At 66.2% G+C, this 12,818-nt stretch carries 12 protein-coding genes, 1 pseudogene and 1 riboswitch; of the genes and pseudogenes, 8 read left to right on the top strand and 5 right to left on the bottom strand.

What is annotated here, in order from left to right; genetic code table 11:
* Both B2W55_RS09715 and B2W55_RS09710 read right to left on the bottom strand, forming a co-directional pair.
* A pseudogene (locus B2W55_RS09715) lies at nt 1–782 on the bottom strand (Clp protease N-terminal domain-containing protein); the annotation flags it as partial.
* A gap of 191 nt (nt 783–973) precedes the next feature.
* Nucleotides 974–1,537, bottom strand: coding sequence for a helix-turn-helix domain-containing protein (locus B2W55_RS09710; RefSeq protein WP_024579154.1), 564 nt, complete (start codon nt 1,535–1,537; stop codon nt 974–976).
* Between the two features lie 57 nt (nt 1,538–1,594).
* On the opposite strand from B2W55_RS09710, the gene B2W55_RS09705 reads away from it, so the two are divergent.
* The 3 genes from B2W55_RS09705 to B2W55_RS09695 all read left to right on the top strand — a co-directional run bounded on the left by B2W55_RS09705 (nt 1,595) and on the right by B2W55_RS09695 (nt 4,026).
* Complete coding sequence (locus B2W55_RS09705; protein WP_029878805.1) at nt 1,595–2,110, top strand: GNAT family N-acetyltransferase; 516 nt, start codon at nt 1,595–1,597, stop codon at nt 2,108–2,110.
* A gap of 56 nt (nt 2,111–2,166) precedes the next feature.
* The gene (locus tag B2W55_RS09700) at nt 2,167–2,958 is read left to right on the top strand and encodes an MOSC domain-containing protein (protein WP_024579156.1); all 792 of its coding nucleotides are present in this window, start codon (nt 2,167–2,169) and stop codon (nt 2,956–2,958) included.
* A gap of 138 nt (nt 2,959–3,096) precedes the next feature.
* Nucleotides 3,097–4,026: a YARHG domain-containing protein gene (locus B2W55_RS09695; RefSeq protein WP_080891007.1), complete on the top strand. Its 930-nt coding sequence runs from the start codon at nt 3,097–3,099 to the stop codon at nt 4,024–4,026.
* 43 nt (nt 4,027–4,069) lie between these two features.
* Here the strand turns inward: B2W55_RS09695 and B2W55_RS09690 are convergent, their stop codons facing one another.
* Complete coding sequence (locus B2W55_RS09690) at nt 4,070–4,735, bottom strand: TIGR02594 family protein (RefSeq protein WP_024579158.1); 666 nt, start codon at nt 4,733–4,735, stop codon at nt 4,070–4,072.
* Between the two features lie 230 nt (nt 4,736–4,965).
* Here B2W55_RS09690 and B2W55_RS09685 point away from each other — a divergent pair, with 230 nt between their 5' ends.
* The gene (locus B2W55_RS09685) at nt 4,966–5,838 is read left to right on the top strand and encodes an alpha/beta fold hydrolase (protein WP_024579159.1); all 873 of its coding nucleotides are present in this window, start codon (nt 4,966–4,968) and stop codon (nt 5,836–5,838) included.
* Nucleotides 5,839–5,967: 129 nt separating this feature from the next.
* On the opposite strand, the gene metW is transcribed toward B2W55_RS09685, so the two are convergent.
* Entirely contained in the window at nt 5,968–6,633 is a 666-nt protein-coding gene (gene metW, locus B2W55_RS09680; RefSeq protein ID WP_024579160.1) for a methionine biosynthesis protein MetW, read from the bottom strand.
* On the bottom strand, nt 6,630–7,838 hold the full coding sequence (gene metX, locus B2W55_RS09675) for a homoserine O-acetyltransferase MetX (RefSeq protein ID WP_024579161.1): 1,209 nt from the start codon (nt 7,836–7,838) through the stop codon (nt 6,630–6,632). The genes metW and metX overlap by 4 nt, the downstream gene beginning before the upstream one ends.
* An 82-nt stretch (nt 7,839–7,920) precedes the next feature.
* Nucleotides 7,921–8,000: riboswitch (SAM riboswitch) on the bottom strand.
* 174 nt (nt 8,001–8,174) lie between these two features.
* Here metX and B2W55_RS09670 point away from each other — a divergent pair.
* The 4 genes from B2W55_RS09670 (at nt 8,175) to B2W55_RS09655 (ending at nt 12,792) form a co-directional block, all read left to right on the top strand.
* Nucleotides 8,175–9,023 (top strand): chorismate mutase, encoded by an 849-nt coding sequence (locus B2W55_RS09670; protein ID WP_024579162.1) that lies wholly within the window; start codon nt 8,175–8,177, stop codon nt 9,021–9,023.
* 36 nt (nt 9,024–9,059) lie between these two features.
* Entirely contained in the window at nt 9,060–10,157 is a 1,098-nt protein-coding gene (gene hisC, locus B2W55_RS09665; protein WP_024579163.1) for a histidinol-phosphate transaminase, read from the top strand.
* Nucleotides 10,158–10,161: 4 nt separating this feature from the next.
* A complete protein-coding gene (locus B2W55_RS09660; RefSeq protein WP_024579164.1) occupies nt 10,162–11,094 on the top strand; it encodes a prephenate/arogenate dehydrogenase family protein in 933 nt (310 codons plus the stop codon).
* A 294-nt stretch (nt 11,095–11,388) separates the two neighbouring features.
* Nucleotides 11,389–12,792, top strand: a complete 1,404-nt coding sequence (locus tag B2W55_RS09655; RefSeq protein WP_024579165.1) for an MFS transporter — start codon at nt 11,389–11,391, stop codon at nt 12,790–12,792.
* Nucleotides 12,793–12,818: the final 26 nt, after the last annotated feature.

The following is a 12,818-nucleotide window of genomic DNA, read 5'->3' as shown; positions in this document are numbered from 1 at the left end:
AGCCGCTCCTCGAACTCGCCGCGATATTTCGCGCCGGCGATCAAGGCGCCCATGTCGAGCGACAACAGCTTCTTGTCCTTCAGGCTCTCGGGCACGTCGCCGTTGAGGATGCGCAGCGCCAGGCCCTCGACGATCGCGGTCTTGCCGACGCCGGGCTCACCGATCAGGACGGGATTGTTCTTGGTTCGCCGCGACAGCACCTGGATGGTGCGGCGGATCTCCTCGTCGCGGCCGATCACGGGATCGAGCTTGCCGTCGCGCGCAGCCTGGGTCAGGTCGCGGGCATATTTCTTCAGTGCGTCATAGGCATTTTCAGCCGTCGCGGAATCGGCGGTGCGGCCCTTGCGCAGCGCTTCGATCGCCGCATTCAGGTTCTGCGCCGTGACGCCGCCCTTGCTGAGGATGTTCGCAGCCTCGCTGCCCTTCTCGAGCGTGAGCCCGAGCAGCAGCCGCTCGACGGTGACGAAGCTGTCGCCAGCCTTGTCGGCGGCTTTCTCGGCCGCGTCGAAGGCGCGCGCCAGCTCCGGCGACAGGTAAACCTGCCCGGCACCGTTGCCCGAGACCTTCGGCAGCTTGTTCAGCGCCTCTTCGGTCGATTTCAGGATCGCTCTGGAATTGCCGCCAGCACGGTCGATCAGACCGCCGGCGAGCCCCTCATTGTCGTCCAGCAGCACCTTCAGCAGATGCAGAGGAGAGAATTGCTGGTGACCGTCGCGCATGGCGAGCGACTGGGCAGACTGGATGAATCCGCGCGCGCGCTCGGTGTACTTCTCAATGTTCATTCGTTTTCCCTCGGCCTGCCGTCACCACCCATTCAGGCATGGTTCCGGCATCTTCATTGGGTTTCCGCGGGCCGCGTTGACGTTCCTCAACCAGCCTCTGGTCGTCGCCATCATTTTTCAGGCTTGCCGCAGATGTGGGCACTTGGTTCCGAAACGGAAGAGCCACAGCCTGCGATTTCGCCCGATCGAGCTCAGCGCCGCACGACGGCGACAAGGTAGCGGCAAGGCTGAGCAGTCTCGTTACGGAAGACGATGTCCGATGGCGGTCCGAGTTCGACGCGGTCGCCCGCGGCGAGTTCGTGGCGCTCCGCCCCTTCCATCAAGGTGAGGCGGCCGCTGATCACCCAGACCACCTGACGGATCAGGTGATAGGCGCTGGCGGGGAAGCCGGCTTCCTGCCCGGCGGGCAGTTCGACTTCGACCAGTTCCAGCGGATTTGCCGGATGCAGGAACACCTGCCGCCGCAGATAGGCCGCCTTGGGATCGCGCCACACCGGCTGATCCTTGGCCCGCTGCAAGCGGGAACTGCCCACGGCAACCTCGAACAGCGCGGCCATGGTCAGGCCATAGGCCGTGGCAATCCGCGACAGCGTCGCCGCCGTCGGGCTTGCTTCCGCCCGCTCGATCTTGCTCAGCATGGCCTTGGACACGCCTGCCCGCCCGGCGAGTTCCGCCAGCGACCAGCCGCGCCCTTCCCGTTCGGCGCGAACCCGCCGCCCGAGAGCTTCATCGGCCTTGTCTTCTATAATTGACATAATGTCTTATATAGTGGACGATAGGGACGCTTCAAGAGCCTCGTCAAGGAACCGCCCATGATTATCCGCCCCGCCACCGAGCAGGACATCCCCGCCATCACCGCGATCTTCAACGAGGCGGTCGCCAACTCGAACGCGATCTGGACGGAGAAGCAGGACTCCGAGGCCGAACGGCTGGCCTGGATGCAGGCGCGGCTGGCGCTGGGCTACCCCGTGCTGGTGGCCGTCGAGGGGGCGACCGTGCTGGGCTACGGCACGTTCGGCGATTTCCGCGCCTTCCCTGGCTACCGCTACAGCGTCGAGCACAGCGTCTACATCCACGCCGACCATCGCGGCCGCGGACTTGGCCGGGTCATCGTCGACGAGCTCGTGTCGGCCGCGGTGGCGCTGGGCAAGCACGTCATGATCGCCGGCATCGACGGTGGCAATCCGGCCTCGCTCCGGCTGCACGCGCAGGCCGGCTTTGTCGAGGTGGCGCGGATGCCGGAGGTCGGTCGCAAGTTCGGGCGCTGGCTCGATCTCATCTTCATGCAGCGCGTGCTGGACGCTCCGGGAGCAGCGCGCGCCGACTAGCTGCCTGCGCACCGGCGGCGGTTCTCCTCGTCCGCCAAACAGGCTAGAGCGGGCGGATGGACAATCAGCACGCTGCCGCCGCCCGGATCACCGGCATCTATCGTTACCCGGTCAAAGGGCTGACGCCCGAGTCCCTGTCCCGCGCCGAGCTCAAGGTCGGCGAGACGCTCCGCTCGGATCGCCGCTACGCCATCGAGAACGGCCCGAGCGGTTTCGATCCCTCGGCGCCGAAATGGCTGGCGAAGCCGCATTTCCTGATGCTGCAACGAGACGAATGGCTGGCGCCGCTGCGCGCGGATTACGACGATGACAGCCATGTGCTGACGCTGCGCCGGGATGGCGCGATGGTGGCCCAGGGCGATCTCGAGACCGAGGCGGGGCGCGCCGCGATCGAGCGCTATTTCGCCGATCGGCATGCCGACCAGATCAAGGGACCGCCCAAGGTGCTGGTCAGCCCCGGGCACAGTTTTTCCGACGTGCCCCGCAAGGTGGTCTCGATCATCAACCTGGCGAGCCTGCGCGCGATCGAGGAGATGGTGCAGGCGCCGGTCCATCCGCTGCGCTTCCGCGCCAACCTCTATGTCGAGGGCTGGCCGGCCTGGCATGAAGCCAGCCTGCTGGATCGGACGATTGCGATCGGCAGCGCGCGGGCAAAAGTTGTGAAGCGGATCACACGTTGTGCCGCGGTCAATGTCGATCCCGAGACCGGCGCGCGCGACCTCTCGGTCCCGAACATGCTGATGCAGCGCTTCGGCAACAACGAGTGCGGCATCTACGCCGAGATCATCACCGATGGCGGCGCGGTGGTCGGCGACGACATCGCTGTCGAACAACCCGCGCTGTCGTAGCGATTTCCCCGAGTTCCATGCGGCGTTTTGGCGATGTCGGCGCCGCGTGGTGCATTGCAATTTTCAGTTGCGCGCGTTACACTTCACTCACATTTCTGACTGCAACGCATTTGATGAAATTGATTGCACGGGGTTGCCATGACTATGATCATGGTGTCGTACCGCCGGGTCGATCAGGATACAGCGGGCCGCATCGCAGACCATCTGATCGAGAAGTACGGTGAGAAATCCGTCTTCTTCGACGTCAACAGCATTCGGACCGGCGCCAACTTCGTCGACCGGATCGCGAAGGCAATCGTTGCCAGCGACATCGTCATCGCCGTGATCGGTCCGCACTGGATCGGCAAGGCCGACGACGGAGCACCGGCGCGGCTGGCAGATCCAAGCGACTCCGTGCGGTTCGAGATCGAGACCGCGCTGAAGCACGACAAGACCATCCTGCCGCTGCTGGTGAACGGCGCAACGATGCCGCAGGCGGCCGAGCTGCCGGAATCGCTTCGCTTCCTCCACTTCTGCAACGCGGCCCGGGTGGATTCCGGGCAGGACTTTCGCATGCACATGACCCGCCTGATCGGCACGATCAACGAGGTCTTGCTCGAGGCCGGCCAATCACCGCTGCGCGAGATTTCGCCGGTCCGGCGCTACTGGAAATACGCCGCGGGGGCCGCCATCGCGGCGCTGGCATTGGCGGTCTGGTTGGTCGCGCCCACACTCGAGCATACGGCAGCCAAATCAGGCGGCTCGAATGGCACGACCACCGTCGGGCTGACGCCGCCCGCGGTTCCGGCCTCCGTCGTGCAGCGCGCGAAGGCGCATGACGGCTTCCTGTTTCCGGATTCCGATCGACGTTTTCTGGCCGAGGCCGATCTGAAGGACATGTCGGCGATCGAGCTGCGGATCGCGCGGAACGAAATCTTCGCGCGGCATGGCCGGTTCTTCAAGGACCAGGTGCTCGCGAACTACTTCTCGCAATTCTCCTGGTACCAGCCGTCCGCGGTCGAGGTCCCCCTGAGCAACCTCGAGACCACCAACGTCGCCACCATCCAGTCGATGGAGCACGACAAGTGAGGTCCCCTCCTCCGCGTCCGGAGGAGAGGTGGATGGTCGCGCCTCAGTTCGTCGGCATCACGTAGGCGTAGATCCGGCCGCGCGACACCGGCGCCTCGCGGACGCGGCGGCCGCTGTTGCCCGAGATCATGATCGGATTGCCCTTGGCATCGACGCCGGTGATGATACCGACGTGGCCGCCGCCGCGGCGGCCCATCACGGCGATCGCGCCGACCTGCGGTCCGGACACTCGCGTACCATATTTGGCGAACGAGCTCGCCATGTCGGAGCCGGTGCCACGATGGCCGGTCTGCTGCAACACCATGTTCATGAAACGCGCGCACCACAGGCTGGAGCGGCCGGTCGGGTTGCCGCCGAGATAGCGGCGCGCCGTGGCGACGATGCCGGACGAGCCGAACCCGCTCGCAGCGTCCACGCCGCCAGTGTTCGGCATGGTCTCAGCGCCGGGCATCACGGCTGCATTGGCCTCGGCGAAACCGCCGGTCTCCTGCGTCCGTGCGCGGCGCTCGGCACGCGACAGCCGCGCTGCGTGCCTGACGTGATGACGGACATGATGGTGCGCGTGATGACCGGCATGGGCCGAATGCGCGTGACGATGATGGTACGGACGGGCGGATGCCGAAGAGACCGAAACGGCGGCGAGAGTGAGCGAACACAGAGCCAGCGCCAAAACACGAAGCGACCGGCGATACGCAAGCAACTGAACCATACTTCACGAGATCCTCTGTAACGCCCCCGCTTCCCCGTCGCGTTCCCTGCGAAACGCGGCGGTGGGTTTGAAAGTCGGGATGTGGCGGGAGCAGGATTTCGTGTGACGGCACGAAAACGATTTCTGGGTCATTCCGCGCAGATTCCGTGACGAAAATAGTCAGAACTGCCGCATTGCCGCCGCGGAAATTAATTGCAAATCTGGGACCGGCCAACGAGAGGAGAATTCCAATGCCCCACGCCACCACGAAAGATCATGTCCGCCTCCATTTCGAGGAGGCCGGCAGCGGGACCCCGATCATCTTCCTGCACGAGTTCGCAGCCGATCACACCAATTGGGAACCGCAGCTGCGCTACTTCTCGCGCGGCCACCGCTGCATCGCCTATTCGGCGCGCGGCTACACGCCGTCGGACGTGCCGCCAAACGCCGATGTCTATACTTACCAACATTTCTACGCCGACGCGCTCGCGGTGCTCGATCATCTCGGCATCGCGAAGGCGCATTTCGTCGGCCTCTCGATGGGCTCCTATTCGTCGCTACAGGTTGCGCTGAACGCGCCGGAGCGCGCGCTGTCGATGACGCTCGCCGCCGTCGGCTCCGGCTCGAGCCTCGAGAATCTCGATGCGTTCCGCGCGCAATGCCGCGCCAATGCCGAGCAGATCGAGAGCATCGGCTCGGTCGAGGTCGCCAAGGTGACGCGCGAGGCGCCGGGCCGGATTCCGTTCCTGGTCAAGGATCCGCGCGGCCACGCCGATTTCTATGCCGCGCTGGCGCGCCACGACGCCAAGGGCTCGGCCAACACGATGCGCAGCTTTCAAGGCGGCAGGCCCTCGATCTACACCATGACCGACGCCATCAAGCGCGCGGCGACGCCGGCGCTGATCCTGTGCGGCGACGAGGACGACAATTGCATCGCGCCGAGCCTGTTCCTGAAGCAGCATCTGCCGGCCGCCGGCCTGTCGTTCTTCCCCAAGTCAGGTCACGTGCTCAACCTCGAGGAGCCGGCGCTGTTCAACGAGATGGTGGAGCGCTTCATCGCGCTGGTCGAGGCCGGTCGCTGGCCGGTGCGCGATCCGCGGTCGCTGGTGGCAGCGCCGGTCTAAGCCGTCATTCCGGGGCGATGCGCAGCATCGAACCCGGAATCCATTCATCCACGGAGTTCGCGGCCCGATGGATTCGGGGTTCTCGCTTCGCGAGCCCCGGAATGACGGAAGTACGTGACCGCGCGACTCTTACTTCCCGCCGCCGCGGCTGAGCAGGAATACGCCCTGCTCGCCGAACATGTTCCAGACCCACCATGGCAGGTTGAGCGGCACCGGGCGGCCATAGAGATCGAGCGCCACCGCGCGCTCCATCTTGACGTTGATCTCCTCGCAGAGCTGCACGAAATCCTTGATGGTGCAGAAATGGATGTTCGAGGTGTCGTACCAACTCGCCGGCAGATTCTCGGTCCGCGGCATGTGACCGCCGATCAGGAGTTGCAGCCGCATCTTCCAGAATCCGAAATTCGGGAACGAGACGATGGCGCGCTGGCCAATGCGCAGCAGATTTTCCAGCACGACCTTCGGCTGCCGCGTCGCCTGCAAGGTCTGCGACAGGATCACATAGTCGAACGCATCATCGGGATAATTGACGAGGTCGGTGTCGGCATCGCCCTGCACCACCGCGAGCCCCTTGGCGACGCAGCCGTTGACGCCTTCGCGCGACAGCTCGATGCCGCGGCCGTCGATGCCGCGGCTCTCCAGCAGTTGCAGCAGTTCGCCATCGCCGCAGCCGACATCGAGCACGCGCGATCCCGGCCGCACCATCTCGGCGACCAGCAGATGGTCCCTGCGAGAGCCGCCGCCGGTCCGCTCCGGCGCGACGCCGGGCAACGGCAATGTCTGCTGCAGGCTCATGACCGGGCGCCGCCCTCGTTCAATCCGTGCGCCTTGCCTGCGGCCAGCAGGAAGGCGCGGGAGATCTCCAGGAATTCGGGCACATCGAGCAGGAAGGCGTCGTGGCCTCGATCGGTCTCGATCTCGGCGAATGACACCCGCGCGCTCGACGCGTTCAGCGCATGCACCAGCGCACGCGATTCCGAGGTCGGAAACAGCCAGTCGCTGGTGAACGACACCACGCAGAACCGCGTCTTGATGCCGGCAAACGCTTTCGCCAGCACGCCGTTGTGGTCGGCCGCGATGTCGAAATAATCCATCGCGCGCGTCAGATAGAGATAGGAATTGGCGTCGAAGCGCTCGACAAAGGACGAGCCCTGGTAACGCAGATAGCTCTCGACCTGGAAGTCCGCGTCGAACGAGAAGGTCGGCAGCTCGCGATCCTGCATCCGCCGTCCGAATTTCCGATGCAGCGCCGCGTCCGACAGATAGGTGATGTGCGCGGCCATCCGCGCCACCGCGAGACCGCGATGCGGATGGGTGTCCTCGTCGACATAGCGGCCGCCGCGCCAGTCCGGATCGGCCATCACGGCCTGGCGTCCGAGCTCGTGGAACGCGATGTTCTGCGCCGAGTGGCGGGTCGAGCAGGCGATCGCGAGCGTCGCGAACACGCGCTCCGGATAGGCCGCGGTCCATTGCAGGGCCTGCATGCCGCCCATCGAGCCGCCGACCACGCAGAACAGCGTCGTGATGCCGAGCCGATCGATCAGCATCGCCTGCGCGCGCACCATGTCGGGGATGGTGATGATCGGGAAATCGAGCCCCCACACCTTGCCGGTCGCCGGATTGAGCGACGCAGGCCCGGTCGAGCCCATGCAGCCGCCGATCACGTTGGAGCAGATGATGAAGTATTTGTCGGGATCGAGCGGCTTGCCCGCACCGACCATGGTGTCCCACCAGCCCGGCTTGCCGGTGACGGGGTGAATGTTGTTGACGTGCTGGTCGCCGGTCAGCGCATGGCAGATCAGGATCGCGTTGGACCTGTCGGCATTGAGCTCGCCATAGGTCTGGTAGGCGATCTGGAACGGCGCGAGATCGACGCCGCAATCGAGCTTGAGCGGCTGGTCCGTGCCGAACTTCGCCACCAATGACGACGGGTGATCGGCCTCATGGGCGCGATCATCGCTCTGGGTTTGCTGGCTCGGTATCGGACGCACGTTGCTCATCTAGGCGACCCTGCCCCCGCGCGCGAGGGCTTCAGCGGACCTCAGGCCACAAAAAACCGGCCTGAACAAAGGTTCGGCCGGGAGCTGACTGTCCCCGGCCTGTTTAGCGAGTTGTTTAACGTGGCTGCAAGCCGGCCGGCTCAAATGACCACGGAGTAGCCGGAACCTAGTCCCGGGGTCCCCCGCCGTCAAGCCAGCCCCGTCGCCGGCCGATTGGTTAACCGATTGCGCAACGCACGGCTGCGACGTTTCTCTTTGCTTTCGCTGGCCGTCTTTCCTAATCAGGGACCCTGTCCGCGGCGGCATCGGGTCGCCCTGACGACAAGGTTCGAGAGCATGTCCAACCCACCCCCGTCGCCGCCCACGTTGCAGGAGCTGCGCAAGGAGATCGATGCGATCGACGAGCAGGTGCATCGCCTGCTGATGGCGCGCGGCGACATCATCGACCGCCTGATCCAGGTCAAGAAGACCCAGGAGGTGGGCTCGGCGTTCCGTCCGGCGCGCGAGGCCAGCATGATGCGCGAGCTGGTGCAGCGTCATCGCGGCATCCTGCCGCTCGACACCATCGAGAGCATCTGGCGCGTCATCATCTCGACCTTCACCTATGTGCAGGCGCCGTTCTCGGTGCATGCCGACGTGTCCATCGGCGAGTCGGCGATGCGCGACTCGGCGCGGTTTCACTTCGGCTTCGTGGTCCCCTACGTCTCGCATTTCAGCGCGCAGGCCGCGGTCGAGGCGGCGGCGAAGTCGAAGGGCGACCTCGCGCTGGTCTCCGCGGTCGCAAGCCGCTCGCCGTGGTGGAATGCGCTGGAGGCCGACGGCGCTCCGAAGATCATCGCGCGGGTGCCGTTCCTCGAGCGCGCCGACCATCCCGCCGCGCTGCCGGTGTTCGTGATCTCGCGGGTCGCCGACGATGCCATGGTGACCGAGGTGCAGACCTGGAGTGTGCGCGTCTCCGGCTGGAATGCCGACGTCGCCCGCGCGCTGGCGCCGCTGGCCGAGATCGTCGCGGTCCCCGACACCGCCTTCGACGGCGCCGCGCTGCTGGTCTCGGTCACCGGGCACGGTTTCGAGGCCATCAAGCTCGCCCTGATCAAGGCCGGCGCCTCGGTGCGCTCATCGGCCCTCGTCGGCAGCCACGCAACGCGCTATACGGTGCCCTCTAACGGATCGGCCAGGACCTGAACTCAGGACCAGCCGTCCGTATATCCGGAGTAGATGATGTCCCGCCCCGTGCCGAATCCCGGCATTCTCGATATTGCGCCCTACACGCCCGGCAAGAGCCCGGTGCCGGAACCGGGCCGCAAGGTGTTCAAGCTGTCCGCCAACGAGACGCCGTTCGGCCCGTCGCCGAAGGCGATCGCCGCCTACAAGGCCGCGGCTGACCATCTCGAGGACTATCCGGAGGGCACCTCGCGGGTGCTGCGCGAGGCGATCGGCCGTGCCTACGGCCTCGATCCCGACCGCATCATCTGCGGCGCCGGCTCCGACGAGATCCTCAATCTCTTGGCCCACACCTATCTCGCGCCCGGCGACGAGGCGATCTCGACCACCCACGGCTTCCTGGTCTACCCGATCGCCACCATGGCGAACGGCGCCAGGAACGTGATCGCGGCCGAGAGCAATTTCACCGCCGACGTCGACGCCATCCTCAAGGCGGTGACGCCGCGCACGAAACTGGTCTGGCTCGCCAACCCGAACAATCCGACCGGCACCTATATCCCGTTCGACGAGGTCAAGCGGCTGCGCGCGGCGCTGCCCTCGCATGTGCTGCTGGTGCTCGACGCGGCTTACGCCGACTACGTCTCGCGCAACGACTACGAGCTCGGCATCGAGCTGGTCGCGACCACCGACAACACGGTGGTGACGCACACCTTCTCCAAGATCCACGGCCTTGCCGCACTGCGGATCGGCTGGATGTTCGGCCCGGCGCATATCGTCGATGCCTGCAACCGGATCCGCGGCCCGTTCAACGTCACGACCCCGGCGATGCTGGCGGCGGTGGCGGCGATCGAGGACGCCGCGCATGTGCAGATGTCGCGCACCCACACCGAGCAGTGGCGCAACTGGCTGACCGAGGAGATCGGCAAACTCGGACTCAAGGTGACGCCGAGCGTCGCCAATTTCGTGCTGATCCACTTCCCGACCGACCAGGGCAAGACCGCCGCCGAAGCCGACGCGTACCTGACGCGGCGCGGCCTCGTGCTGCGCGCGCTCAACAATTACAAGCTGCCGCATGCGCTGCGCATGACCATTGGCACCGAGGAAGCCAACCGCCTCGTGGTCGAGGGGCTGCGCGACTTCCTGGCCGGAAAGTGACATCGTGACCACGGCTCCGCTCTTCAACCGCATCGCGCTGATCGGCTTCGGCCTGATCGGCGGCTCGATCGCGCGTGGCGCCCGCGCGCAAGGCCTGGTCGGCGAGATCGTCACCACCGCGCGCTCGGAGAAGACCCGCGCGCGCGTCGCCGAGCTCGGCATCGTCGACCGCGTCGTCGCGACCAATGTCGAGGCCGTCAGGGACGCCGACCTCGTCATCCTCTGCATCCCGGTCGGCGCCTGCGGTCCGGTCGCGGCCGAGATTGCCGCGCATCTGAAGCCCGGCGCCATCGTCTCCGACGTCGGCTCGGTGAAGGGCGCCGTGGTCAGGGACATGGGTCCGCACCTGCCGCAGGGCGTGCACTTCGTCCCCGCGCATCCGGTGGCCGGTACCGAACATTCGGGACCCGATTCCGGCTTCGCCGAGCTGTTCATCAACCGCTGGTGCATCCTGACCCCGCCCGAAGGCACCGATCCGGCCGCGACCGACCGGCTGCGCACGTTCTGGGCCGCGCTCGGCGCCAAGGTCGAGATCATGACGCCGGATCATCATGACCTCGTGCTCGCGATCACCAGCCATCTGCCGCATCTGATCGCCTACACCATCGTCGGCACCGCCGACGAGCTGGCGCAGGTGACGGAATCCGAGGTGATCAAGTTCTCCGCCGGCGGCTTCCGCGACTTCACCCGCATCGCGGCCTCTGACCCCACGATGTGGCGCGACGTGTTCCTGGCCAACAAGGACGCCGTGCTGGAGATGCTCGGCACCTTCACCGAGGACCTGTCGAAGCTGACCCGCGCGATCCGGCGCGGCGACGGCGAGGCGCTGTTCGACCACTTCACCCGCACCCGCGCCATCCGCCGCGGCATCGTCGAGATCGGCCAGGATTCCGCCGCGCCCGACTTCGGCCGCCCGCACGCGAATCTGAAGAAATAGGTTCAAGCGCGCGGCTTTCCGCACACGTCGTCCTGGCGGAAGCCAGGACCCATAGCCGCCGCACGCGGTGATGAGCGGGACGGCCGCCCCAGCGTCGCGCAACAATGCGCAGTTGGGGTAATGGGTCCTGGCTTTCGCCAGGACGACCAGGAGGTGGAGTCTCGATTCAGGATATCGAACACGCGGTGGCATCGCGGGTTTGGCGCCGGGCGTATCGTTCTGCTGCCACCATGGTGTCAGCAGGATTGGCGTAGACAGGCCCCGAACGCAATCCGGGCACGGGGCAAGCACGAGATGCACGATCGCTCACCTGAGATCGCCCACCAGCGATCGAACCTGATCACATTCGTCCTCGGCCTTGGCGCATTCCTGATCCTGTTCGATGTGACCGCGGTCGTGGTCGCCATGCCGGGCATTGCCGGCGATCTCGGATTTGCCGTCGCCGGCTCCGCCTGGGTCATCGACGCCTACAGCCTGGCGCTCACCGGCGCGCTGTTGGCATCAGGCGCGCTCGCGGATCGCTTCGGTCGCCGGCGCGCGATGCTGGGCGGCAACATCGTGTTTCTGCTGGCGTCGATTGGTTGCGGCGCGGCGACCAGTGCTCCGTTGCTGCTCGCCGCACGCGTGCTGCAAGGTATCGGTGCGGCCTTCCTGAGCACCGGTGCCATTGCATTGGTGGCCGGCGCATTCCCGCACCAGGGTCAGCGGGCGCGGGCCTTCGGTACCATCGGGATGATCTCGGGCGTCGCCATGGCTCTCGGCCCAACGCTGGGCGGCCTGCTCGCCGCCTGGTTCGGCTGGCGCTGGATCTTCTATGCCAACATCCCGTTTTGCCTGACGTTGGCCCTCGCCGTGCCGCGCGTCGTTGCCGAGACACGCGAGCCCGGCGGGCGCCCCCTCGATCCCTTGGGCAGCGTGCTGCTGACGCTGGCGCTGGGTCTCGCGATCGACGCACTCTTGAGACATGACGCGTCACCGATCGTCAGGGCTGCCGGCCTGGTCGGGAGCGCTGCGGCAGCACTCGGGTTCGTTTGGCAACAGTGGCGCAGCCTCAATCCGGTGCTCGACCCGCGTGTATTCGCGGCGACGTCGATGATCGGGGTCGGTGCCTCGTTGACCTCGATCCAGTTCGGTTACTGGGCGATATTGGTCTATCTGCCGCAGTTCCTGAGCGCGGGCTTGCATGTGAGCATGGAAGCGGCCGGCCTGATGTTGCTCGCCGCGACACTGCCGATGCTGTTGGTCCCGCCGCTGGGTGGCCGCCTTGTCACCCGATGGGGCTGGCGGCGCTTCTCCGCTGTCGCCTTTGGCGTCGTCGCATCGGGCAACGTGCTGCTGGTGATCGCTGCGCTCTCCACCGCAGCTGCGATGCGCAGCATCGCAACGCTGGCCGGCATGCTGACGATCGGTGTTGGCGCAGCGTTGGCCAACCCGCAATTGGGAAGCGTCGCCCTGGCCCTCGCGCCGCCTGCGCAGGCCGGCATGACGTCCGCAATGACGATGATCGTCCGTCAGGCCGGTTTCGCCATCAGTATCGCCGCGTTGGGGGCAACGCTCGTGACGGCGGATGCGGCGTCAGCGTTTGCTGCTCCGTTCGTCCTCGCAGCCATTGGCGCGGTCGCCGGTGTGGTCGCCGCGGCCACGCTGTTTCCCGCTGCGGAGACAGGAGCATCAGAAGGCGGCGCCGAGCGGCGTTAGGGGCATGCCACTCCTCTCGTCATTCC

The sequence above is a fragment of the Bradyrhizobium sp. UBA2491 genome (genome assembly GCF_002341725.1).
In the GTDB taxonomy this organism is placed as follows: Bacteria; Pseudomonadota; Alphaproteobacteria; order Rhizobiales; family Xanthobacteraceae; genus Bradyrhizobium.
Note: the sequence above shows the minus strand (reverse complement) of the source record. Positions and strands in the feature narration are given on the sequence as shown.